Origin of the sequence: Sutterella faecalis, from assembly GCF_006337085.1 — a bacterium.
Classification (GTDB): domain Bacteria; phylum Pseudomonadota; class Gammaproteobacteria; order Burkholderiales; family Burkholderiaceae_F; genus Sutterella; species Sutterella faecalis.
In genome coordinates this window covers 2951326-2974671 of record NZ_CP040882.1, presented here as the reverse complement: position 1 = coordinate 2974671, position 23346 = coordinate 2951326, and the positions used below count along the sequence as shown (strand labels likewise).

Genomic DNA, 23346 nt, shown 5'->3' with positions numbered 1-23346 from the left:
TTTGGGGTCCGTTATTTGAAAATTACTCGTTCATGCTGTTTAGAAAGCCGGCACCACGGATCCCTTGAATTTGTCGAGCACGAAGGCCTTCACCTCGGGACTCTGGAAGGCGCTCTGGAGCACCTTGAATTCCGGACGATCCTTGTCCTCGGTACGCACCACGAGAACGTTCGCGAAGTCGGAATCTCCGCCCTCGAGAAGGAACGCATCCTTAGCGGGTGAAAGCCCAGATTTCACGGCCCAGGAGCCGTTGATGACGGAAAATCCCACATCGGGAAGCGACCGTCCGAGGAAGGCGCTGTCGGTCTCAAGGAACTTGAGATGCTTCGGGTTCTTCTTGATGTCGTGCGTCGTTGCATGAACGCCTGCGCCGGGCCGGAGCCCGATGATGCCGTTCCGCTCAAGAAGCTGAAGCGCCCGGCCGAGATTGGCGGGGTCGGCGGGCACGGACACGAGCATCCCGTCCGTGATCTGAGACTTGTCCTTGATCTTCAGCGAATAGACGCCGAGCGGGAACACCACGGTTTTCCCGAGCGGGGTGAACTTGTACCCGCGCTGCGAAATAGCCTTCTCCAGGAACGGAACATGCTGGAAGGCGTTGACGTCGATGTCCTTGACGGCAAGCGCTTCGTTCACGTGGCCGTAGTCCGAAAACTCGACGATCCGGACGTTGAGGCCCTTTTCCTTCGCAACTTTGGCCGCGACTTCGGCCACTTCGGCATGAGGCCCGGACAAGGTTCCGAGCTTGATTTCCTTCTCTGCTGTCTTATCTCCGCAACCGGCAAGCGCAAGCGTCAGGACGGACGCAATTGCTGCAATCACAATACGGCGCTTCATTCTGGGCGTCTCCTCTTTTTCAATGTTTACCAGTCGCATAAAGCGCCTGACCTGAGGAACACCTTACCGGGGAGAAGATGCGGGCGGCGTATACCGCCGCCCGGGCTTTGCTGTATTACGCTGCTGAATGCCTTTTCCTTTTCAAGGCCTGCAGTATTACCTTGCGGGGTAGGCAGTCGCAGCGAAGGATACTATGCGTCCCCAAACAAGCATGGCACCAATAGATTCCGCCTCACTTCCCGAGCTCACGCTCGCTCACTTCCCTCTGCGGGAGTGAATATCTGGTGGCAGGGCCCTTGCCGGACCTGATGACGTGCCCTTCAGCGACAAGGTTTTTGAAGTGGGCTCTCAACGTGAATTTATTGATAGAAATGAGTTTTTCGGCTTCAGAGATGCTGAGCTTTCCGTGCGCCTTCAGAAGCTCAATGATTCGCAGAGAAATCTCAGGCATGGTTTTAAGAAGATTCTCTGTCTCTACTTTCCGCTTAAGGTTTCGCACTTGCTTCACGAGCGCCTTGAGAAAATAGTGCAGCCAAACACTCCAATCGGGCTCGGGCTGCCCAAGCGTTTTCTGGGTAGCTCTTAAGGAAACGTAATAACTATCTTTCGTAGCTTCAATTACGCTTTCAAGAGAGCTGTATGGCGCGTATACATATCCATGCCGCAAAAGAAGAAGCTGCGTGAGTGCTCTTGAGAGGCGCCCGTTGCCGTCTTCGAAAGGATGAATGGCGAGGAAGGCAACGACAAACATGCCGATTACGATCAGCGCAGGAAGACTGCGCTTAGTTAACTCGATGTTCGTCCACTCCAGAAGCTCTCCCATGAGGCGAGGCGTGTCAAAAGCAGTCGCCGTCTCAAAAATAATGCCAACCTGCTGTCCACTACTGTCGAATGCCGCGACGCTATTCTCCACGTGCTTATACTCGCCGCGATGGCGTTCATCCTTATCGCTTGTACGCATGAGGAGACTATGCATCTGACGGATGATATTTTCGGTAAGCGGCATCTCCTCCCATGAATCATATATTTCGTTCATCAGGAACGCATAGCCAGCGACTTCCTGCTCGTCCCGCGTTCGAAATGACTGCTTAGACAAACCCGCCATGATTCGCTCAACTTCTGCGTCTGAAAGTTTTGAGCCTTCTATTCGGGTAGATGAGCCGATACTTTCGATGGTGGCTATACGCTTTAACTCTATCAGCCGCTCGGGAGCAAGGTTGCCGTAAGCTTTCCAGCTTCCCTTAAACTCTTCGATTTCAAGGAGCAGCTTAACAATTTCTCTATCAAAAACAAAGGAATAAGAATTTAAAACGAGCTTCATAGACGAATCAATTATTGATTAGATCTTATTAATTTATGGTTAGATCATATCAGATATTTATGAGTTCATATTAGATTCTTATTAGATCTTATTAGATTTTATTAGATCAGCAATAAGATCCATGGCATTTTTACTCTCCCTTAATGAACAGCTCCGGCTACGTCCTTACCCGTTCCTTCTAAGCAAATGTCCAGAAAAATACCTCCTGAAACAAAATAAGCCCTCCGATTCCCGTCAAAGGAACCGAAGGGCTTCGAAGCGTTTAGAACCCAACGCTTTCAGTCGGCGTCAGAGAATCAATGATTCTCTCCGCCCTGGTGCTTGAACATCCTCAGGCCCGTCGTCATGGACGAGAGGGTCGTGGCGCCGCCCATGATGTCCTCGCGGAAGGACATGTACATATGAGCGATCGTGAAGATGATGAGCACGTACATGAGCGCATGGTGGATGGTGCGCACCGCCTGAACGTCCCCGAAGAGCGGGAACACCCAGCCGAACCAGGCCATCCAGGATTCGCCCCAACCCCAGGCCTGCGCATAGAGCGCGAGACCCGTGATGATGATGCCGATGGAGCCGAGCACGTAGAACCCGAACATCGCGAGCTGAGCGAGCGGATTGTGGCCCGCATACTCAGGCGACGTCTTCTTCATGAAGAGGTAGTAGGCAACCTGAGCGAAGACGCCCTTCCACCACTTCCAGGACCAGAGGGGCGGAATGAAGATCTGCCGCGAGTACTTGTTGCCGACCACTGCCCAGTAGAGGCGGTAGATGAAGAGCACCGTATAGATGATGCCCGCGGCAAAGTGCGCGAAGCGGATGTAGGCAAAGTCGTAGGTCGCCCACGTGTCGCCGAGGTTCGAAACGAGCGGCGCGCCGATCAGAAAGCCGGTGGCGATCATCACGAACATGCAGACCATCATGGCCCAGTGCCAGATTCGAACAGGCGCCTCCCAGACATAGAGCGGGTGCGTGCCCGCCTTCATGTCGACTTCGTAGGTGACTGGATCGATTTTCATAGGATCCTCCTTGGGGGACCGCGTCAGCGGACCTGTACCGAGCAGAGCTCCTCGCCCTCAGGGTTGAGAAGGTGCGTTGCGCAGGCAAGGCACGGGTCGAAGCTGTGGATCGTGCGGATGATTTCAAGCGGACGCTTGGGATCAGCCACGGGAGTGCCGATGAGCGAAAGCTCATAGGTGCTCTTCTGCCCTTCGTTGGAGCGCGGCGAGGCGTTCCAGGTGGTGGGCACCACGGCCTGCCAGTTTTCGAGCTTGCCGTCCTTGATGACGCAGTAGTGGGCGAGCGCGCCGCGGGGGGCTTCGCAAAGACCCACGCCCTTGCATTCCCTGGGCCAGGTGGAGGGTTCCCAGAACTCCATGTTGGCCGCGGCCTCGTCGCCCGCCTTGATGTTGGCGGTGAGGTCGTCGACGTACTGAACGAGCTTTCCTGCTGCCCAGCGGCATTCGAGCGCGCGCGCCGCATGACGGCCGAGCGTTGAGAACGCTGCCTCGAGCGGGAGGTTGAGTTCCTTCAAAAGATCAAGCGCCGGCTCCTTGATGTGCGGCACGTTCTTCGCGATGCCGATCACGAGGCGGGCGAGCGGGCCCACTTCCATCATGTGGCCGCGCCAGCGCGGGCTCTTGATCCAGGAGTACTTGCCGTCAGGCGTCAGCCACTGGAACTTCGTCGCCGTGCCTTCGGAGCCCTTCGCGAACTCGTACTTCTGCTCGGTGATGCCGTCCCAGGGATGGAGCCCCTTCGTCTGATCCGGGTACTGGTACCAGGAGTGGTCGACGAACTCCTGAATCTGCTCGGGATCGCGCGCGTCGACCTCAAAGACTTCATTGAGGTTGCCGTTGATGATGGCGCCCGCGGGAAGCTGGAGGGACTTGTCGGAAAAGTCGTTCGCAACTTCAGGGAAGTCGCCGTAGGCGAGGCAGTTGACGCCCGCGAGGCCCTTGCCGTACTTGAACCAGTCCGGATAGAAGGAGGCGATCGCCTTGATGTCGGGGAGGTAGACGTTTTCAACGATGTCGACCGCATGGCGTGCGACCGCACGCATGTAGTTGAGCGTCACTTCGTTCACCATCGTGCCCTGGCCGCCCGTCTCATGCATGTTGATGGGGCACGCAACGCCGCCCACGAGGTAGTTCGGGTGCGGGTTCTTGCCGCCCAGAATCGTGTGAATGCGCACGACCTCGCGCTGGAAGTCGAGGACTTCGAGGTAGTGGGCGACGGCGAGAAGGTTCACGGCGGGCGGAAGCTTCATCGCGGGGTGTCCCCAGTAGCCCTTGTTGAAGATCGAAAGCTGACCGGATTCAACGAGCTTCTTCACGCGGTTCTGAATGTCGCGGAAGTACCCCACGGCCGCCAGCGGATGGCGGGGCGAGATCTTCTGCTGAATGTCGGCCGTTTCGCGGGGATCGGCTTCAAGCGCGCTCACCACGTCGACCCAGTCGAGGGCCGAGAGCTGATAGAAGTGGACGATGTGGTCCTGAACGTAAAGGGTGGCGTTCAGGAGATTTCGGATGATGTTCGCATTCTTCGGAATCTTGATTCCGATCGCGTCCTCAACCGCACGGACGGCGGCAAGCGCATGAATGCCCGTGCAGACGCCGCAGATGCGTTCAACGAACGCCCAGGCGTCGCGCGGGTCGCGCCCTTTGAGAATCACTTCGAGGCCGCGCCACATGGTGCCGGTGCTCATCGAGTCGACGATTTTCCCGTCGTCGCCGAGGACGGCCTGCACGCGCAGATGACCCTCAATGCGGGTGACCGGGTCAACAACAATTCTGCGTTCGCTCATTATTCCTTCCCTCCGATTTCCTTATTCGTTTTGGCGCGCGCCTGAGCCACGGCTGAGAGCGCTGCATGTGCGGCGGCGGCCGCGCCGACCACGGCGACGGTTGCAAGCCCCACTTTGTCGACCGTTGCCTCGACGCCGCCGAAGATGGGCGGGAGCACGGTCGTTTCGTGTTTGTAGAAGGAGCCCTTGTCGAAGAAGTTGGGTTCGGCGCAGCCGATGCAGCCGTGACCCGACTTGACAGGCCAGGAGAGGCCTTCGTTCCACTGGATGGTCGAGCAGGGCGCGTAGGTGGTCGGCCCCTTGCAGCCCACTTTGTAGAGGCAGTAGCCGAGCTTCGCGCCGGCGTCGTCGAACTTCTCCGCGAACTGGCCCGCGTCGAAGTGGCCGCGGCGGTAGCACTTGTCGTGAATGCGCTGGCCGTAGAACATCTTCGGACGGCCGAGGCGGTCGAGCGGCGGCAGACGATCGTAGGTGAGGATGTAGGTAATCACCGACGTCATCACTTCCGGAATCGGCGGGCAGCCGGGAACGAGAACGATGGGCTTGTCGGTGATGATTTCCGTAATCGGCACGGACTTCGTGGGATTGGGCTTCGCGGCCTGCACGCACCCCCAGGCGGCGCAGGAGCCCCAGCCGATCACGGCCTTGGCGCCCGCGGCAACGGTCTTCAGTTTGTTGAGGAAGATTTCGCCGTTCGGGATGCAGTTGATGCCGCCTTCGTTCAAAGGAACGTTTCCTTCGACGGCGAGGATGTAGTTCCCCTTGTACTTCTCCATCGTCTCATGGAGCGATTCCTCAGCCTGTTCGCCCGCAGCGGCCATGATCGTGTCGTCGTAGTCGAGCGACACCATGGAGAGGACGACGTCCTGCACCACCGGCGAATAGGAGCGGATGAAGGATTCTGAGCAGCAGGTGCACTCAAGGCCGTGGAGCCAGATGACCGGCGTACGGGGCTTCGTTTCCATCGCATGAGCGATTTCCTGCGCGCCCGCATTGCCGAGCCCGAGGCTTGCCGCGGTAAGCGAGCAGAACTGCAGGAAGCTGCGGCGGCTCACGCCCTGACGGCGAAGTGCCTGATATTGGGTTTCAAGCATGTTGGGTCTCCCCCTCGTTCATTTTTCATATGAGCAGACGGGCGGGCCGGAGGGTTCTTCCCGAAAGCCGTCTGCAGCGCACGCTTCCCCTGGTTTCAAAGCGCTCCCGCAGGGATTGAAATCCCGGCGGAGTAAAGGAAATAAAAGCGTCATGAGAAGCATAGTTTTGGCGCGGGAGAGCATCCATAGATCGTGAGCGCAGATCGCCTACCCCTGAAGCACTACTCATGAGTAGCCGGGGCCGGAGCGCCGGAGGCATCTCGCCCGAAAGCACTAGCGCCCGCACTTCCTTTGACGGATACCCTTCAGCCGAAGCCCTTCCTATACTCAAAAGAGAACGCGTCCGCATCGATTGTAAACAACGAACTGATGCTGATTCCTCTTTGATTTAAAAGACTTTCCGTTTTTTTTCGAACTCTTAAAAAAAGAGCCCGCGTTTTTTCGTTTCAGGAGCATTCATGGACCTCAGACCCCGGGCTTCCTTTGCTGAGTCGCCGGCCGTCTTCTTCGAGGAAGGCATGCGTCGGATTGCGCGCGAGCGCATGCAGGGACTTCCCATCGTCAATCCGAAGATTGACGTCCATGCGGTCGACTTCCGCCGCTGGGGCAACGACTGGATCGGCGTCATGGTGACGCCGTGGTCGATCGCAGCGGTCTATGTCTGCGGCGTCGCGGAATCCTGGGTTGAAGTACCCGTCGGGAAGGTGCGCCTCATCGAACTCCCTGCCGGGGACTTCCCCTTTATTTCGGTCGAGGATCCGATCCTCGGGCGCTTCCTTTCGCTGCCCCTGAAGAGCCCGGTGCTCGATATGGCCGACCAGGAAACCGCGGACGAATTCGCCCGCGTGGCGTTGAAAACCATGCTCACCACCGCCTCCATTCCGGAGGACGATGAGGATGCGACCGCGTGGGCGCCGCCCGCGGCGGACGGGGAGCTGCGGCGCGTGATTCCGATCAAGGTCGAGCCCCCGAAGAACTATCTCGAGACGCCGGCGCTTACGCCGAAGCCCGAGCCCCCGAAGCGCGACGAAAACGAAAAGTTCTCGCGCCGCGACTTTTTCGGCCGCGGCCGCCGCTGGGTTGAAAAGAAGGCAGAAGCCCCTGAGAAGCATCACCTGGAAGCCGCGCGCCCCGGGGAAAAACCGACTGAAGACGAAGCGCCGGGTCAGACCATCGCTCCCGCCCCTGAGACCAAAGCCGATGCGGCAGAACCTGCAGAAGGGAGGACGAAGCCATGACCGCTCCTGATGAAGCCGCCATCCACATCCACGTGCTCCCGAAGCCCTGCGGGAAAGCCTCCGTCTGCGTCTCCTCGACGCGCACGAACGGCATTGCCCGGATGCTCGCGTCCCCGGAACACCGCGCGAACGCGAGGCGCCTGATTACGCTCCTCTACGGCCTCTGCCCGATCGCGCATCTGACGGCCTTCGACAGCGCGCTCCTTGCCGCCCGCGGGCGGCCGAGCGAAAAGCGCGGGAGCGCCTTCGCAGCGCTCCCTGAGGCCGCCGTCACGGCGGAAGCGATCGTCGAAAATCTGCGCGTTCTCGTCTGCGAGAGCGAAAAGCTTGAGGCGAAGACCGCGCTCCTCGGAGGGTTTGCCGCCCCTGCGGAGGGAGAGCCGCCCATGCCCCTTACGCCCATTCTCGGGCAGGAGGAGCACCGTCAGATCGGAGCGCTCCGGGCGAGGCTCGCCCTCATCGCGCAGCTTCTCGTGAAGCTCGACCCTCATTCCGAAGAAGCGCTCGATCCGGCGCTTTTCAGGAAGCTCCTTGATGCGCTCTCGGCGCTTCTCGGTGAAGCCCGGACAGCCGCCTCACGGCTTCTCTTCGGCATGGAGCCGGAAGCATTCCTGAAGAACCTCCATGAGCGGCGGTTCGATCTTCGCGGATGGGCGAAAAGCCATGCCGGAACGATTCCCGCCGCGCATCTTCTCCTTTCCCTTCTTGCCGAGCCTCATCCCCCGGAAGCCGACGTTCAGTTTCTGCCCGAAAGAAGCGAAATCATGACGCCCGACTTTGCCGAAGAGATTGCCTACCGGCTTCTGAACGATTCGGGCTTCGACATGGCGCCCTTCTGGCAGGGGTCGCCGAGACTCACCGGTGCGTTGTCGCGCATGAGAAACGACCCTGCCGTGCGGAACCTTCTGATTTCGGAAGGCATTTCCCCTGCTGCGCTCACGGGCGCAAGGATTGTCGAAACCGCCGGGTTCTTCGCGCGCGCTGAGGGACTCCTCAATCTCTCCGCAAAGCTGATCGATCGGGCTATGCCGAAAGACGGAGAATCCGCACCCGCAGCCACCACCGAAGAGGACGGAAGAAACGTTCTCTGGACCTATGGCCCTGAAGCCGGCATCGGGATAAGCTTCGTTGAAACGGCGCGAGGCCTTCTGATGCATGCCGTGAAGCTCTCCCCCTCGGGCGAGCTTCAGACGCTCAGAATCACCTCGCCCACCGAGTGGCAGTTTTCGCCCAACGGTGCCGGCCAGCGCATGGCATCGCTTGCAGCGAAATCCTTCCTCTATCCGAAGGACGACATGGACGACCGCGCGAAGCTGGAAAACGCAGTCGACCGGGCGCTCTTCGGGCTTGACGCCTGCGTGCCCGCCGTCTTTCAATGGAACGGCATCCGGCGAAGCAAATCTGAATCGAAGCCATGCATGAACTCTCCATCGCCGAAGGAATTCTCGAAATCGTCGAACGCACCGCGCGCGCAAATGACGTGAAGCGCGTGAAGGCCGTGCGGGTCTCGATCGGAGAACTCGCCGGCGTCGACATTCCGAGCCTCGAATTTGCCTGGACCTCAGTGAGGAAGGGCGGTCCCGCGGAAAACGCAGCGCTTGAGATCGAGCGCCCGCGGGGCGAGGCCTGGTGCCTCACCTGCGAGAAAACCGTGCCGCTCAAGCGCTACGGCGACCCCTGCCCCGACTGCGGCGGCTACCGGCTCGCGGCAACCGGCGGCACGGAAATGAAGGTGGTCGACATCCTCGAGGCCGCGGACGGCTGACTCTCCCGCATCCTGCGGAACAAATACAAGTACCCCATTCAATAAAGTTTTCGCTCCCTGAAGCGAAGGAAGGAAGAAAGATATGTGCACCACCTGCGGCTGCGGCCATTCCGGCCCCCATATGCATGAAGTCCGGGACGCCGACGGAAACATCACCCTGACGGTCCACGACCATGATCATGATCACGAACATGATCACGGGCACTCGCACGACCACGATCACAGTCATGCCCACGACCATGCGCATCCCGCGCATTCGCACGATCACGACATGCCCGAGGGCCGCGCGATCGCCGTTGAGGAGGACATTCTCGCGAGAAACGACGCGATTGCAGCGGAAAACCGCGCGCGCCTTGCCGCCTCCCGCGTTCTAGCGCTCAACCTCGTTTCGAGCCCCGGGTCCGGGAAGACCGAACTTCTGACGAAGACCCTCAGGACGCTCACGGATATTCCCTGCGCTGTGATTGAAGGCGACCAGGAAACAACGAACGACGCGGCGAGAATCCGCGCGACGGGCGTGCGGGCGCTTCAGATCAATACCGGGAAAGGCTGCCACCTCGATGCCCAGATGGTGAAGCGCGCGATCGAGGCAATCAAACCCGAGGAAAACTCCATTCTCTTTATCGAGAATGTCGGCAACCTCGTCTGCCCGGCTGAATTTGATTTGGGCGAAGCGCACAAAGTTGCGGTCCTCTCCGTGACGGAGGGCGAGGACAAGCCCCTCAAGTACCCGGACATGTTCCGCGCGTCGTCGCTCGTCCTCATGAACAAGATCGATCTTCTCCCCTATGTTCCCTTTGATGCCGAGAAGGCCGAAGCCAACGTCCTTCGCGTCAATCCGAAGGCGAAGGTCTTCCGGGTTTCGGCCACGACGGGCGAAGGGATCGACAAGTGGTGCGCGTGGCTCAAGGCCCAGCTTCTCCTCGCGAGCCTCTGAGGATCCATTTCCGGCATTTGCAGCCATTCATTTTTGGAGAGGGTTATGGCTAGAGAGGCAAGACTCGTGCGCGTTAATGGGCTCGTGCAGGGCGTGGGCTTTCGCCCCACCGTCTGGCGCATTGCCGCCGCGCTCGGTCTTGCCGGAGAGGTCTTCAACGACCCCGAGGGGGTCGGGATCTTTCTCGAGGGCGACCCGAGGGCGCTCGACGCCTTTCCCGATGAACTCCGCCGCGGAAAGCCCCCGCTCGCCCGCATCGACTCGATCGACGTGAAGCCCGCGCCCGTTCGCGGGGTCGACCAATTCGTGATTACGCCCTCGCGCGCCGAAGGGGCCGTCACCACGATGATCACGCCCGATGCGGCGACGTGCCCGGAGTGCCTCGCGGACATTTTTGCCCCCCGGAACCGTCGCTACCGCTACGCCTTCACGAACTGCACGCACTGCGGACCTCGCTTCACCATTACGCGGAAGCTCCCCTACGACCGCCCGCAGACCTCGATGTCGGTTTTCCCGATGTGCCCCAAGTGCCTTGCGGAGTACGAGAACCCGGGAGACCGGCGCTTTCATGCGCAGCCCAATGCCTGCCCGGTCTGCGGCCCGCAGCTCGAGCTCATCCGCGCGGACGGCACTCCCGTCTCCGGCGACCCGGTCCGGGAAACGGCCCGGGTGATCCGCGAGGGCGGCATCGCGGCGGTCAAGGGGATCGGCGGCTTTCACCTCGTCTGCGACGCCTCGAACGCGGAGGCCGTCAGGCGCCTTCGCGACCGGAAGGGCCGGAACGAAAAGCCGCTTGCCGTCATGTGCGCCGGGGTCGCGTCCGCCAAACGCATTGCTGAAGTGAATGCCGCCGAGGAGACCCTCCTCACGGGCACGGCTCACCCGATCGTACTTCTCCGGAAAAAGCGGGCCTTCTTCGACACAAGCGCCTTCCCCGGCATTGCGGACGAGCTCTCCGAAATCGGCATGATGCTTCCCTATACGCCGCTCCATGCGCTTCTCTTTCACGCGCTTCTCGGCGAGCCTGAGGGCACTGCCTGGATGGAGGAGCCTCAGGATCTCTATCTCGTCATGACGAGCGCCAACCCGGGCGGCGAGCCCCTTGTCATCGGGAATGAGGAAGCGAAAAAGAGGCTCGCCTCCATCGCCGACGTCATCCTCCTTCACAATCGCGAGATTCTCATCCGCTGCGACGATTCGGTCGTGCGTTCATCCGAATCCGGCCCCGTCTGGGTGCGGCGCGCTCGGGGCGTGACCCCGGAAGCGATCCGCATCCCCGAGGTGAAGGGCGCGCCCGACGTGGCGGCAACGGGGTCGTACCTCAAGAACACGGCCGCCATGACGCGCGGGCGCGAACTCTTTCTCACGCAGCATATCGGCGACCTGGACCGGGTCTCGAACTGCCTGACGCTCGAAGCGGCGCTCGAGCACATCCGCTCGCTCCTCGATGTTGAGCCGGGCGCCTTCGCGTCCGACCTCCACCCCGACTTCTTCTCGGGCGAACTCGCCCGGAAGCTTTCCGACCGCTGTCAGAAGCCCTTGATCCGCATTCAGCACCATGCCGCGCACGTGGGCGCCGCCATGGCGGAAGCGGGACGAAACGAGCGGACGCTGGGTGCAGCGCTCGACGGCGTGGGGCTCGGAAGCGACGGCAATGTCTGGGGCGGAGAGCTCCTTCTAGTCGGCCCCGACGGGTTCGAGCGCTTCGGGAGCCTCCGCACGCTCGCGCTTCCCGGAGGCGACCGGGCGGCCCGGGAACCCTGGCGCATGGGAGCGGCGATTCTCGCCGAGCTCGGGCTCGAGGACGCACGGTTCGAGCTCCTTCACGCCCGCCGCGGCCATCTCCCCGCCATTCCCGAAATGATGCTTCGCGAAATCCCGAAGCTCATTCATTCGCCGAGAACCGCCCGCACGAGCGCGCTCGGCCGGTGGTTCGACGGCGCAGCCGCCATCCTCGGGCTCGTCTTCACGATGAGGGACGAGGCGACCGCCGCCATGCGGCTCGAGAGCCTTGCTGAACCCCATATTGAGGAAGCGAGCCCCCTCGAGGGCGGCTTCTCGATCGAGAAAGGCGTTCTTTCGTTCCTTCCCCTCATGCGCCGCATTGTTGAGGCGCGGCTTGCCGACCCGTCGAAGGAAACCGCCGCAAAGCTCGCCGCACTCTTTGAAGCCACCCTTGCCGAAGGCATCGCCCGCTGGATCATCGAGGGGCGCGAACGGTCCGGCATCGACGGCCCCGTCATGCTGACGGGCGGGTGCATGCTGAACCGCGTCCTCTCGTCGCGCATTCCGAAAGCGCTTCGGGCGGCCGGCATCGAACCCCGAATTCCCCATATCGTGCCTCCGGGCGACGGAGGGCTTGCCCTCGGTCAGGCGCATCTTGCGCGTCTTGCCCTCGCCCGCGGCATGTCAAGCTATCCCTTTATCCGGGATCACGCTGGAGTCTGATTCTATGTGTCTTGCAGTTCCTGCAGAAATTCTCTCCGTTTCCCCGAACGGAGCCGATGCAATGGCATCGATCGGCGGCATTGAAAAGCCCGTTGACGTTTCCCTGATCGACCATCCGGTCCCGGGCGACTGGGTGATCGTGCACGTGGGGTTCGCGCTCAACCGCATCGACGCGAAGGAAGCCGAGGAGACGCTGCGCATTCTTGCGAGCGCAGGCGAACTTCACGAAGGCATGACGATTACGTCGGGCGGGGCGCGGCCATGAAGTACGTGGACGAATACCGCCGGGGCGACGAGGCGCAGAAGCTCGCCCAACGGATCCGCGAGGAGGCCGACGCCGAGCGCAACTACCGCTTCATGGAATTCTGCGGCGGCCACACGCACGTGCTTTCGCGCTGGGGCCTCACGGACCTTCTTCCGCCCAATGTCCGCATGATTCACGGGCCCGGGTGCCCGGTCTGCGTGATGCCGATCGGCCGCATCGACATGGCGATGAATCTTGCCCTCAGGGAAAAGGTGATTCTCTGCACCTACGCCGACACGATGAGGGTGCCAGCTTCGAAAGGCCGGAGCTTCTTCCGCTGCCGCGCCGAGGGTGCAGACATCCGCATGATCTATTCCCCGATGGATGCCGTGAAGGCCGCCCGCGAAAATCCCGACCGCGAGGTGGTCTTCTTTGCGATCGGCTTTGAGACGACGACGCCTCCGACGGCGGCGGCGATTCTCGCCGCGAAGCGCCTGGGATTGAAGAACTTCTCCGTCTTCTGCAACCACGTGCTCACCCCCGCCGCGATGGAGCACATTCTCCTCACGGCCCCGAACCGCCCCGATGCGCCGAAGTTGAACGGCTTGGTCGGCCCCGCGCACGTCTCGACCGTGATCGGCTCCAACCCCTACCGGCACTTCAGCGAAAAGTGGAGGATGCCGGTCGTCGTCTGCGGCTTTGAGCCCCTCGACATGCTGCTTTCCATCCTTATGCTCATCCGCCAGGTGAACGAAGGGCGCGCGGAAGTCGAAAACGAATTCACGCGCGCGGTGACGGCGGAAGGGAACGTCAAGGCGATCGAACTCATGGACAAGGTCTTCGAGCGCCGCCCGACTTTCGAATGGCGCGGTCTCGGCACCGTGCCGAACTCCGCGCTCCGGATCCGCCCGGAATTTGCGGAATTCGACGCCGAAAAGCGCTTCGTGATGCCCGAGCTCGTCGTCCCCGACAACAAGGCCTGCGAATGCGGCGCCATTCTGAGGGGCGAAAAGGAGCCTCGTCAGTGCCTCCTCTTCGGGAAGGCCTGCACGCCCGCGCACCCGATCGGCGCCTGCATGGTGTCTTCGGAAGGCGCCTGCGCCGCGGCCTACAGCTACGGGAGAGCCCGGTCCTGAGTCCCCGGCAGAGGACCCCGAAAATACATAACGGCAGGAAAGGAAAAGAACATGACGGAAAACAATCTCAAGCGCGAACGCGCAAGCTCCGGCCGCCGGCTCGACATTCTCCGCGGCGCCGTCGAAATGACGCACGGCTCGGGCGGCAGGGCTTCGGCGCAGCTGATCGGCGAACTCTTTGCGAAGCACCTCACGAACGAATGGCTCGACCAGGGACACGACGGAGCGGTGATGCCGCCGATCACGCGGCCGGTTGCGGTCTCCTGCGACGCGCACGTCGTGAAGCCCCTCTTCTTCCCCGGCGGCGACATCGGGCGGCTCGCCGTCACGGGCACCGTGAACGACGTCGCCATGTGCGGCGCAAAGCCCCTCTGGCTCTCCGCGGCCTTCATCCTCGAGGAAGGCTTCCCGCTGAAGGACCTGGAAAAGATCGTTCAATCCATGGCCGAGACCGCAAGGGAAGCGGGCGTTGCCGTTGTGACTGGCGACACCAAGGTGGTTGAGAAAGGCCACGGCGACGGGGTCTACATCGCCACCACCGGCATCGGCGAGCGGCTTGCCGGCCACATGATTTCCGGCGCTCAGGCGCGCCCGGGCGACCGCGTGATCGTTTCGGGTTCAATCGGCGACCACGGCATGACCGTGATGAGCCTGCGCGAGGACATGACGTTCGGCACGGACCTCAAGTCCGATTGCGCGCCGCTCGGGAAAATGGTGGAGCGCATTCTCGCGGCCGCTCCCTCAACCCATGTTCTTCGCGACCCCACCCGCGGCGGGCTCGGGACGACTTTGAACGAAATTGCCGCCGAAAGCGTCGTCGGGATCACGCTTCACGAAGCCGCGATTCCTGTAAAGGACGAGGTTCGCGCGGCCTGCGAATTCCTGGGGCTCGATCCCCTCTATTCCGCCTGCGAAGGGCGTCTCATTGCAATCGTCCCGGAAGCCGAGTCCGAGGCGGCGCTCGCCGCCATCCAAAGCGACTCCCATGGGACGGGAGCCGCGATTATCGGCGAAGTGACGGCGGAGAACCCCGGCTTCGTTGAGATGGTGACCCTGATGGGCGGCCGGCGCATGGTCGACTGGCTCACAGGCGAGCAGCTTCCGAGGATTTGCTGACCGGATCCAGGAAAGCGGCTTCAAAACATGAAGCTTGATCAGGAAACTTAGGACGACGGAGTTTTTCAAATGCCTGATAGAGGGAGACAGAACGGCTCCCTGCGTATAATCAGAATCGTCGCGAAGTCCCCTGAGCGTCGCTTCCGGCAGGTCTTCGGCTTCACAGGGCCTGCGTCATGGCTGTATGGGAAAGTACCGCCGAAGTACGGATTTGAGGAATCTTCGACGCGCCTCAAAGACTCCGACATTCCCAAAGTATTTTGGACAGCAACAATGATGCTTGAGATGCCTAACCAAGTCACGGTCTCAAGTACTTCAGCGATTCAAACGTTTGACGATCTCACCTTTTAGCTGTACCGTAACAATGTTCCCGCAACAGCAAAGTCTGCCGGGGTCTAAGTCCTGCCCTTAAGTGGGCAGGCCTCTACGGAGCGGAGATTGCAATCCACCGTAGCGACAATCGGCCCTCGTACTGAAAGGTCGGGGGCTTTGCTTTTCTTCCTCCCCAAAAATGCTTGAGCAGGAAATCGTAGAAGCGTTCGAAGACGCAGTCATCACGGCGGGCGTTGACGTAAGCCAGCGTGGAACGCTCCAGTGGTGACGCCCGCCGCCATTTTGACGGCTGTCCTGCAACTGGCCGCGGCGCATTTTCAGGGTTTTTCAGTTCCCGCGAACCTGAGATTTTCAGACGAGTTGCTGCACTCTCTCATTAACTAAAGAGCGAGAGCCTTTCCAGATCACTCGGTACGTCGCCGGAAAACCAGGCTGCGGAGCTGGAAACGATGCCCTGGAGCAGCGTAGTTTTGCCCGTTTGCCGCGCGCCGAAAATGACAACCGCTTTGGGCGGCTTTTGAGCCGCGATGGAAGCCTGCAGTTCTCGAGGGATGAGTTCCATAGGAAAAAACCTCGTTATGACGGAGAATTTTCCGGAAATTTCTCCGTTATGGCAGAGAAATTTCCAGGAAGAATCTATTCCCTGAGGCGGTGGACCCTGACATAGATCACCGGCCTCCATCGGATTTTCAGCGCCTGCTGCGTTTTGCCTGCGGCGCGTACTTTGCAATGCACTCGTCGATCGCCCGTGCGTTGTCGCCGCTCACCACTTCGACGGCAGCTCTCGCGTCCGCCGTCAGGCCTTCAAAGAAGGCTTCCAATACCTTGGACGCGCAGCCTTCATGCGCCCAGACCAGACGGTTCTTCTCACGGTCAAACACGGCGGTGACGACATTCTTGCCCTAGGGGAAGCTACTCTCATTCACTGGAATGTGCCTGAGGCCGCTGAAGCGACTCCCGGCGTCCTGCGACTCTTTTTCACTGACACGCTCTGCGCACCGGCGGCCTGTTGCCCAATCGATGCGCATGAGACGGGCAATGCGCCCCGGGATACGCCCAGGGAACGGATGCCGTAACGACGCCGTGCTCCGGACACTGGATGCGGGGCGGCGCATACCGCAGATAGACAAGCACGTCTCCCCAGTCGAGAGCGCGCCAGGTTCTCGCCGGACGACCGCCGCGGTCGTAGCCCGGACAGTTTTTCCCGCACTGCGGGCACAAATGCTGCAGGCGCTTATACGGCCGCACATCGACCATCAGGATCCTTTCCTGATCGGAGCCGAGTCCGAATTCGCAGTTCTCTACGACGATGTCCTGGAGATTCAGAACGTTTTGAGCAGTTTGGCGGTCAGATCCATGGGATGTCCCGGTTCACCTTGAAAAGTTCGCGCCATGGCGTCAAGCGGTGGCTTTGGCGGTCGGGAATCCTGCTGGAAAATCATCAGGATGGGCACCTCACCTAGCCCACTCTTATGCAGAAAGCGTCAGCCAGGCTAAATCAGAGCGATATCGGGCAGGATCCGGATTTCCATATCGCGGTCCGCGAGCACGTAGTCCTCGCCGCCGCTGCCGTCAAGCATGAAGCGTCGGGTTCCCGGCATGAAGCATTCGAGATAGATGTCGCGGAAGGTCTCGCACATGACGAGCGATTCCTCGTCGTTTTGCCCACGGTAATGCCTGAGGACTTCCTCATCGAGATCGTTTCCGAATGAGTACCCGCGGCGAATGAGCATGTCCTTCATGGCCCACCAGTACGGGCCATAGGTGAGGTAGCAGGCTGAATCCTCAAGAAGCCTCGCGCGGATCACCGTGAGGCCGTATCCGACCAGATCGGTTGTTCCCTGTCTGGCTTTTAGCGTCCGCTTCATGGTGCGGATTTTCGCGCGGATGCGTTTGAGATCCATCTTGTATTCCGTGTATTCCATAGCTGCAGCTCCCAAAAAATAAACTTAATTAATATGTTTAGTATTATTAATGAGTTTTGTCAATCTTTCGAGCAAAGATTGCCCTTTAGCCATCCGAACTCTCACGAACCGCTGCTGCTCCAGGAAGCGCGACGGGAACTTCCGAAAATGCGAGAGGGACCCGGAGGTCCCTCTCTTTGCTTATTAAGGATGGATCAATTTCGGCACTGATGCCTCAGTAGAACATGTTCCATCCGTAAAAGGCCTTTGCTGCCTTTTCGTCAGAGTCCCTTTGCCGCGCTTTCGCCTGCAACCTTCCCGAACGTAAAGACATCAGCGATGGCGTTGCCGCCGAGCCGGTTCGCACCGTGAATGCCGCCCGTCACTTCGCCGGCGGCGTAGAGACCCTTGATCGGATTGCCGTCCTTATCGAGCGCCTGAGCGTGCACATTGATGCGGATGCCGCCCATCGTGTGATGGACTGTCGGAACCTTGGGGCACGCGTACCACGGGCCTTCCGTCATCGGCGCATCATCCGTATTGGTCGCCACGAAGCCGAACTTGTCGGCCGTGCCCTTATTGCTCGCTGCCTTGTTGTATTCCGCAACAGCGGCCTTGAGGTTTTCTGCAGGCACGTTGAGGATCTTCGCCATTTCGTCAAGCGTCTCAGCCTTCTTAACGCGGCCGAGCTTCAGCATGTCCTGCATGGTGACGCCCATGCGGTCCGGAGTCGTTTCATCCGGATAGCGGAGCTTGTTCATCAAGAGGAAATAGGTGCCGCCGGGCTGGGCAAAGATCGCCTTGCAGAGCGTATCGCGCGCCGCGCTTTCGCTCACAAAGCGATCGCCGTTCTTATTGATGAAGAGGCGATTGCGCCCGGAGGTTGCAATATCCTGCATGAGACCGGTACCGGGCGTACCGTTCGGATGCAGCTGAATGTCGGAGAGTCCGATAATGTCGGCTCCGGCTTCACGACCGAGTTCGATGCCCTTGCCCTGCGCCGCGCCGTTGATGTTTGTCGTACCGATACGCTTATCGAGCGAGACCTCCTTCCAGACGCCGGTATTCACCTGCTGACGCATCGGAATGTTGGCGCCGAAGCCGCCCGTGGCAATCACCGTGCTCGCGGCATTAACGGTAACAGGCTGCTTGCCGTAACGAATCGCCTTCACGCCGACCACGCGGCCGTCCTTGACGATGAGATGCTCGGCAGGCGTATCGGTGAGGATTTCAACCCGGTCGCCGTAATCGGCAAGGCGCTTCTCAAAGACGGACGTATAGGCCCAGCCGGCAGGCTTCTTGCCGTAATGCGAGCGCTGGCCGAGGGAGCCCGTCGCCGAACCGATCTTGTCCCTGAATTCGACGCCTTCCTTTTCGAGCCAGGCAACCGCATCCGTGGCGTTGTAGGTAAGGTAGTGCACCAGTTCGGGATTGCCGACAAAGTGACCGCCCCTCATTGTTGCTTCAAAGAAGATGGGCTTCGAATCGACAATGCCCTGCGCCTTCTGGCGCTTGTCGTCAACGGCATTGAAAGCGCCTCCCGAGACCTGAGTGGAGCCGCCGAGGTAGCCAAGCTTCTCAAGGACAACAACCTTCTTCGCTCCGGATTCAAGTGCCGAGAGGGCCGCGGCCAAACCAGCACCGCCGCCGCCAATCACAACGACGTCCGAATCGAGCGTAAGGGGCGTCGTCGGGTGCTGCTCGACCTTCTTCTTCCATTTCGCCATGTCTTCGTCCGTCGCTCCCGCCTTGGCGAGATCGTCGCTAACGCCCTTGAGGAACGCAAAGCTCGTGAGCGTTGCTCCCGTCACCACGTCTACGCCGACAGACTGATTGTCGACGACCTTCTTCGTGAGCTTCTCAAGCGCCACGCGGCCGACGCCGTTCGACTCAAGATTCTGATTCGAGTCGATCGTCGTCACCTTCCCGTCCTTTACGATTACCTTCACCGTGAAGGGCGCATTGTGCCCGATGACCTGGGTTTCATACGTGCCGTCCTTAAGTGCGGCTGATGCGCCGGTGCTCATAACGGCCAGGGCTGCCGCGAGAGCGGCGGATAATGCGATGTGCTGCTTCATAGTTCTCTCTCCCGAGATTGTTGATTCATCGGGATAGAGAATATTCAGCCGGGTACCTACGTATCCGGTACTTAAGTACACGCGGGCGGCAAGCTCCCATAATCCTGGAGAGATTCATGACAAACGCTGCGCGTCAATGCCGCCTTATATTCCTTTTGCTGATCTGCCTGCTCCTCCCGGCACTCGCTTCGGCGGCTTCAGAGCCGACGATCCGAGTCGGAATCACGCCTGGCGGTCACGAGCCCGAACATGTCTCGGTCTTTACGGAAACGAAGAGAGCGCTGGAAGCGCATTTCGGAAAAGACCGCGTAAGCTTTGAGACGATTCATGTCGACAAGCTCACCGAGGACGTTCTTGCGAACCGCCTCAGCTTCTTCATTTCTACGGCGGGTCTATCGCGCCGAATGATGAACAAAGGCACAAAAGACCTCCTCACCATCACTTCGAAGCGCTTTCCCGACCCCAACCACGCCTACGGCTCAGTTTTCGTCGTCCGCGCCGATTCTCCTTACAGGAAGCTCGACGACCTCCGCGGGAGACGGCTCGTCGCCAACCGTCCTATGGGTTTTTACGGCTACGTCGCCGCTATGGGAGAGCTCGAAGCGCGGGGCTACGATCATCTCGGATTCTTCTCGAAGCAGATCTTTCTGGATGCGGGAAGCTTCAGCGTGCTTGCTTCGCTCCTACGGGGCGAGGCCGATGCGGCCACCGTTCCGAGCTGCTTTCTCGAGGACAATTTTCCGGCGGATGCCCCGGAACGAACGGCGCTCAGGATTCTGGAGCCCAAGCCCGGCATCATGCCCTGCCGCCGGTCAACCGTCGACTATCCCAACTGGACGCTCTCAACCGCTCCCGGAACATCACCCGAGCTCGCGCGCGAGGTCATGCAGATTCTCCTCAACGCGAGCGCCGCGTCCTACTACCGCTGGAGCATTGCAACCGACTTCAGCGCCGTGGACGAGCTCTACCGGAACATGAAGACAGGCGTCTACGACGTGCTGAAAGGCTGGACGCTTAAGGGATTCTGGAATGAGTACCGGCCATGGATCCTTGCCGGCGCAGCGCTCCTCGTGCTGCTTGCTCTCTACAGTCTTCTTCTGAAGCATCTCGTCAGCCGCAGGACCGCAGAACTCACACGGGCGCTTGGCCGGCAGCTTGAACTGCAGAAAGAGGCGGCAGCCGCAGAAGAGCGTTTTGAGTCTCTCCAGAAGGTTGGGCTGATCGGACAGATGAGCTCGATGATTGCGCATGAGCTGCGCCAGCCGCTCTCCTCTCTTTCGGCCTATATCCACGGACTTCTCCGATTGACGGAAAGGCCTGATTTCGACGCAAGTGCCGCCAGAGACGCTCTTTTCCGAATGGCCGCGGAAACGCAGAACGCGGAAAACATCGTCAACAAAGTCCGCGCCTATGCACGCCGCAAGCCTTCCGATAAGGAGCATCTCGATGCCTCGGAGGTCGTAAAGCAGGCTCTGACAGTTTTCCTTGCATGCGGACGCTTCTCCGGCAGAGTATTGAGCGAAGTCGAAGAGAATCTCCCCATATTTGCGGATTCCATGGAAATTGAGTTGGCAGTGCTTAATCTCCTTCGCAACGCAGCGGATGCTCTCCATGCGGACAAAACGCCCCGACCCGAAATCCGCGCATCTGCGAACAAAATTGACGGTTTCTGCTTCATCAGAATCTCCGACAACGGCTCGCCGCTTTCCGAAAAAAAGCTCCAGGGACTCGGCACGCCGCTTCAAAGCACGAAGCCGAGCGGCCTTGGTCTCGGTCTTGTACTTGTCCGCACCATCGTTGAAAATCATGGCGGGAAGCTCCTCTTTGAAGCGGGTCCCAAAGGCGGTCTGTCGGCAGTTATTCAGCTTCCTCTGGAGAAGTCATCGTGAAGAAGGAACAAAATGCGCTCATACGCATCGTAGACGACAACCTCGCACACTGCGAAGCGCTTCTCTTCATGCTTCGGGCGGAAGGCTGGACGGCAAAAGCCTATGAGAGCGGCGAATCGTTTCTGCGTGAGGATGACCCCAACCGTCCCGGGTGCGTCGTGCTGGACTATCAAATGCCCGGCATCAATGGCGTGGAGCTTCAGGCGCTGATGCTCCGGCGCGGTTACACCCAGCCTATTCTTTTTCTGACCGCGCATGCCGACGTCGATATGGCGATCACCATCTTCAGGAAAGGCGCCGACGACCTGCTTAAAAAACCGGTCAACCCGGAAGAGTTCCTCCGGGCCGTTGATGCCGCAGTGGAAAAGGACTTGAAAACCCGGCAATCGCCCGCCGGGAGCGGCGAGGAATCAGAACGCTGGCAGACGCTCACGAAGCGTGAGCGGCAAATTCTCGATCTGGTTCTCATCGGACTCCTCAACTGCCAAATCGCTGAGCGCCTGTCATTGAGCGAACGAACCGTCGAAACACACCGTGCGAATGGATACCACAAGCTTGGCGTATCGAACCTCAACGAACTGCGTCAGCTCAAGCAGCGTCTCAACTGATAGAGCGAGCTGTTCATTAAACGCCTCACCCCATTGAGTGACGTTCTTTTGTCCTTCTCTGGAGAGATGCCGCATGCCCAGAAATAGAAAAGGACCGGCAGAGCTTCCGAAGCCCCCGGTCCTTTATTTGCCGCAGCGATGTCTGCAGATTACTTCTGCAGGATCTTGATGTTTCTGAGGCGGTTGATCGCGTCCTCAAGCACCCGATCGTCTCCCTTCGCGAAGTGCAGACGAATGTAGTCGTGCACGGGCTCGCGGAAGAAGCTCGATCCCGGAACGGCGCCGAGCTTCACCTTTTCCGCCAGGTCGAGGCAGAACTGATAGTCGTCCTCATAGCCGAAGTCCTTAATGTCGACGAGCACGAAGTACGTGCCCTGCGGACGGAAGTACCTGAGCCCCAGCGAATCGAGCCCCGAAAGGAAGAGATCGCGCCGGTGCGTGTATTCGGCCTGAAGCTCCTCGTAGTAGTCGTCGCCGAACTTGAGGCCCGTGACGGCCGCTTCCTGGAGGGGCGCCGCAGCGCCAACGGTCAGGAAGTCGTGAACCTTGCGGACGCGGTCGAGCGCTTCCGCGGGCCCCAGAACGTATCCCAGGCGCCAACCCGTGATCGAATAAGTCTTCGAGAGCGAATTGCAGACAATCGTGCGTTCGCGCATGCCGGGGAGCGCCGCAAAGTACGTATGGACCGCGGGCTTATAAATGATGTGCTCGTAGACCTCGTCCGTAATCACGAAGGCGTCGAATTCCTTCACGATTTTCGCGATCGCAAGGAGCTCATCCTTCGTGAAGACCTTGCCCGACGGATTCGATGGATTGCAGAGGATGAGCGCCTTCGCGCCCTGACGGAAAGCATTCCTGAGCTCCTCTTCATCGAACGAGAAGGCGGGAGGCTTCAACGGCACGAAAATCGGTTCTGCACCCGAGAGAATCGCGTCGGCACCGTAGTTCTCGTAGAAGGGCGAGAAGATCGCCACCTTGTCGCCGGGATTCACGGTTGCAAGAACGGAGGCCATCATGGCTTCCGTGCCGCCGCAGGTAACGGCGACTTCAGAATTCGGATCGTATTCAAGTCCGCTGAAATGCTTCACCTTTTCGCAGAGCGCTTCGCGGAAATTCTGCGCGCCCCAGGTGGTCGCATACTGGTGCGGGCCCTCGTAGGCGACTTCCGCCAAGCGCTTGAGCATCGGTTCGGGCGGGTTGTAGTCGGGGAACCCCTGCGCAAGGTTGAGAGCGCCGTATCTGGCGCAGACGCGGCTCATGCGGCGGATGACGGAATCGGTGAAGGTGCTGCTGCGTTGACTCAGCGTGATCATGAATTTCTCCCCTCTTCGAACGAAAAGCTTCGATGGCGTTTGTCTCCTGATTCTGCGCTCATCCGCAGAGAGATCAAGCGTGGATTGAAGTAATACCTGCGCCACCTCAATGCATCCTATCCCAACGACCTAACCCGAATTAACTATCAAAAGTGAGAAGACCATTTCTCTGAAGTGATTGGAGACGCGAGGAAAGATCCGATAGACGGATTCAATCGTTTCCAATAGATTATTTGCAAGGGGGACAGCCAAATGAAGGCAGACCACTTCAGGCGGTCCCCA

General features: G+C 59.9%; 20 protein-coding genes and 1 pseudogene. 10 read left to right on the top strand and 11 right to left on the bottom strand.

Features of this window, described 5'->3' with window-relative positions; genetic code table 11:
• Positions 1-39: 39 nt before the first annotated feature.
• The 5 genes from FG381_RS12440 to FG381_RS12420 form a co-directional block, all read right to left on the bottom strand.
• Positions 40-837, bottom strand: coding sequence for a MetQ/NlpA family ABC transporter substrate-binding protein (locus FG381_RS12440; protein ID WP_165697883.1), 798 nt, complete (start codon positions 835-837; stop codon positions 40-42).
• A 232-nt stretch (positions 838-1069) separates the two neighbouring features.
• A complete protein-coding gene (locus FG381_RS12435) occupies positions 1070-2158 on the bottom strand; it encodes a Fic family protein (protein WP_139689080.1) in 1089 nt (362 codons plus the stop codon).
• A gap of 296 nt (positions 2159-2454) precedes the next feature.
• Positions 2455-3174, bottom strand: coding sequence for a Ni/Fe-hydrogenase, b-type cytochrome subunit (gene cybH, locus FG381_RS12430; protein ID WP_139689079.1), 720 nt, complete (start codon positions 3172-3174; stop codon positions 2455-2457).
• A 23-nt stretch (positions 3175-3197) separates the two neighbouring features.
• Positions 3198-4961, bottom strand: a complete 1764-nt coding sequence (locus FG381_RS12425) for a nickel-dependent hydrogenase large subunit (RefSeq protein WP_139689078.1) — start codon at positions 4959-4961, stop codon at positions 3198-3200.
• Entirely contained in the window at positions 4961-6055 is a 1095-nt protein-coding gene (locus tag FG381_RS12420) for a hydrogenase small subunit (protein ID WP_139689077.1), read from the bottom strand. The genes FG381_RS12425 and FG381_RS12420 overlap by 1 nt, the downstream gene beginning before the upstream one ends.
• A gap of 458 nt (positions 6056-6513) precedes the next feature.
• On the opposite strand from FG381_RS12420, the gene hybE reads away from it, so the two are divergent.
• From hybE to hypE, 8 genes are all read left to right on the top strand, one after another.
• Positions 6514-7293 carry a [NiFe]-hydrogenase assembly chaperone HybE gene (gene hybE / locus FG381_RS12415; RefSeq protein ID WP_139689076.1) on the top strand — a complete coding sequence of 260 codons (780 nt, stop codon included), beginning with the start codon at positions 6514-6516 and terminating at the stop codon, positions 7291-7293.
• Entirely contained in the window at positions 7290-8777 is a 1488-nt protein-coding gene (locus FG381_RS12410) for a hypothetical protein (protein WP_139689075.1), read from the top strand. Before hybE ends, FG381_RS12410 begins: the two co-directional genes overlap by 4 nt.
• Positions 8708-9058: a hydrogenase maturation nickel metallochaperone HypA/HybF gene (locus FG381_RS12405; protein WP_139689074.1), complete on the top strand. Its 351-nt coding sequence runs from the start codon at positions 8708-8710 to the stop codon at positions 9056-9058. The genes FG381_RS12410 and FG381_RS12405 overlap by 70 nt, the downstream gene beginning before the upstream one ends.
• Positions 9059-9140: 82 nt before the next feature.
• Positions 9141-9995 (top strand): hydrogenase nickel incorporation protein HypB, encoded by an 855-nt coding sequence (gene hypB, locus FG381_RS12400; protein ID WP_139689073.1) that lies wholly within the window; start codon positions 9141-9143, stop codon positions 9993-9995.
• A gap of 45 nt (positions 9996-10040) precedes the next feature.
• On the top strand, positions 10041-12443 hold the full coding sequence (hypF, locus tag FG381_RS12395) for a carbamoyltransferase HypF (protein WP_139689072.1): 2403 nt from the start codon (positions 10041-10043) through the stop codon (positions 12441-12443).
• Positions 12444-12447: 4 nt separating this feature from the next.
• Complete coding sequence (locus tag FG381_RS12390; RefSeq protein ID WP_139689071.1) at positions 12448-12708, top strand: HypC/HybG/HupF family hydrogenase formation chaperone; 261 nt, start codon at positions 12448-12450, stop codon at positions 12706-12708.
• A complete protein-coding gene (gene hypD / locus FG381_RS12385; protein ID WP_139689070.1) occupies positions 12705-13823 on the top strand; it encodes a hydrogenase formation protein HypD in 1119 nt (372 codons plus the stop codon). The genes FG381_RS12390 and hypD overlap by 4 nt, the downstream gene beginning before the upstream one ends.
• A gap of 51 nt (positions 13824-13874) precedes the next feature.
• A complete protein-coding gene (gene hypE, locus FG381_RS12380) occupies positions 13875-14939 on the top strand; it encodes a hydrogenase expression/formation protein HypE (protein ID WP_139689069.1) in 1065 nt (354 codons plus the stop codon).
• 709 nt (positions 14940-15648) lie between these two features.
• On the opposite strand, the gene FG381_RS12375 is transcribed toward hypE, so the two are convergent.
• The 5 genes and pseudogenes from FG381_RS12375 to FG381_RS12355 all read right to left on the bottom strand — a co-directional run bounded on the left by FG381_RS12375 (position 15649) and on the right by FG381_RS12355 (position 19254).
• Positions 15649-15834, bottom strand: coding sequence for an ATP-binding protein (locus FG381_RS12375; protein WP_139689068.1), 186 nt, complete (start codon positions 15832-15834; stop codon positions 15649-15651).
• A gap of 127 nt (positions 15835-15961) precedes the next feature.
• Positions 15962-16156, bottom strand: a pseudogene (locus FG381_RS12370) (transposase); the annotation flags it as partial.
• A gap of 94 nt (positions 16157-16250) precedes the next feature.
• A complete protein-coding gene (locus FG381_RS12365) occupies positions 16251-16529 on the bottom strand; it encodes a transposase family protein (protein ID WP_139689066.1) in 279 nt (92 codons plus the stop codon).
• A gap of 236 nt (positions 16530-16765) precedes the next feature.
• Positions 16766-17197, bottom strand: coding sequence for a hypothetical protein (locus FG381_RS12360; RefSeq protein WP_139689065.1), 432 nt, complete (start codon positions 17195-17197; stop codon positions 16766-16768).
• 260 nt (positions 17198-17457) lie between these two features.
• Entirely contained in the window at positions 17458-19254 is a 1797-nt protein-coding gene (locus FG381_RS12355; protein WP_139689064.1) for a flavocytochrome c, read from the bottom strand.
• 116 nt (positions 19255-19370) lie between these two features.
• Here FG381_RS12355 and FG381_RS12350 point away from each other — a divergent pair, with 116 nt between their 5' ends.
• Together FG381_RS12350 and FG381_RS12345 are read left to right on the top strand one after the other, a co-directional pair.
• Entirely contained in the window at positions 19371-21143 is a 1773-nt protein-coding gene (locus FG381_RS12350; protein ID WP_139689063.1) for a sensor histidine kinase, read from the top strand.
• Entirely contained in the window at positions 21140-21751 is a 612-nt protein-coding gene (locus tag FG381_RS12345) for a response regulator transcription factor (RefSeq protein ID WP_139689062.1), read from the top strand. Before FG381_RS12350 ends, FG381_RS12345 begins: the two co-directional genes overlap by 4 nt.
• Positions 21752-21900: 149 nt before the next feature.
• Here FG381_RS12345 and FG381_RS12340 read toward each other — a convergent pair whose 3' ends face one another.
• A complete protein-coding gene (locus tag FG381_RS12340; RefSeq protein ID WP_139689061.1) occupies positions 21901-23064 on the bottom strand; it encodes a pyridoxal phosphate-dependent aminotransferase in 1164 nt (387 codons plus the stop codon).
• Positions 23065-23346 lie beyond the last annotated feature (282 nt).

Coding starts and splice junctions, on each gene's coding strand:
- FG381_RS12435 (WP_139689080.1), bottom strand. CDS start 2,158: ATGAAGCTCGTTTTAAATTCTTATTCCTTTGTTTTTGATAGAGAAATT.
- FG381_RS12440 (WP_165697883.1), bottom strand. CDS start 837: ATGAAGCGCCGTATTGTGATTGCAGCAATTGCGTCCGTCCTGACGCTT.
- FG381_RS12420 (WP_139689077.1), bottom strand. CDS start 6,055: ATGCTTGAAACCCAATATCAGGCACTTCGCCGTCAGGGCGTGAGCCGC.
- hypB (WP_139689073.1), top strand. CDS start 9,141: ATGTGCACCACCTGCGGCTGCGGCCATTCCGGCCCCCATATGCATGAA.
- FG381_RS12365 (WP_139689066.1), bottom strand. CDS start 16,529: ATGGTCGATGTGCGGCCGTATAAGCGCCTGCAGCATTTGTGCCCGCAG.
- FG381_RS12390 (WP_139689071.1), top strand. CDS start 12,448: ATGTGTCTTGCAGTTCCTGCAGAAATTCTCTCCGTTTCCCCGAACGGA.
- FG381_RS12405 (WP_139689074.1), top strand. CDS start 8,708: ATGCATGAACTCTCCATCGCCGAAGGAATTCTCGAAATCGTCGAACGC.
- FG381_RS12350 (WP_139689063.1), top strand. CDS start 19,371: ATGACAAACGCTGCGCGTCAATGCCGCCTTATATTCCTTTTGCTGATC.
- FG381_RS12340 (WP_139689061.1), bottom strand. CDS start 23,064: ATGATCACGCTGAGTCAACGCAGCAGCACCTTCACCGATTCCGTCATC.
- FG381_RS12410 (WP_139689075.1), top strand. CDS start 7,290: ATGACCGCTCCTGATGAAGCCGCCATCCACATCCACGTGCTCCCGAAG.
- hypF (WP_139689072.1), top strand. CDS start 10,041: ATGGCTAGAGAGGCAAGACTCGTGCGCGTTAATGGGCTCGTGCAGGGC.
- FG381_RS12375 (WP_139689068.1), bottom strand. CDS start 15,834: ATGGAACTCATCCCTCGAGAACTGCAGGCTTCCATCGCGGCTCAAAAG.
- FG381_RS12355 (WP_139689064.1), bottom strand. CDS start 19,254: ATGAAGCAGCACATCGCATTATCCGCCGCTCTCGCGGCAGCCCTGGCC.
- FG381_RS12360 (WP_139689065.1), bottom strand. CDS start 17,197: ATGGAATACACGGAATACAAGATGGATCTCAAACGCATCCGCGCGAAA.
- hypD (WP_139689070.1), top strand. CDS start 12,705: ATGAAGTACGTGGACGAATACCGCCGGGGCGACGAGGCGCAGAAGCTC.
- hybE (WP_139689076.1), top strand. CDS start 6,514: ATGGACCTCAGACCCCGGGCTTCCTTTGCTGAGTCGCCGGCCGTCTTC.
- FG381_RS12425 (WP_139689078.1), bottom strand. CDS start 4,961: ATGAGCGAACGCAGAATTGTTGTTGACCCGGTCACCCGCATTGAGGGT.
- hypE (WP_139689069.1), top strand. CDS start 13,875: ATGACGGAAAACAATCTCAAGCGCGAACGCGCAAGCTCCGGCCGCCGG.
- cybH (WP_139689079.1), bottom strand. CDS start 3,174: ATGAAAATCGATCCAGTCACCTACGAAGTCGACATGAAGGCGGGCACG.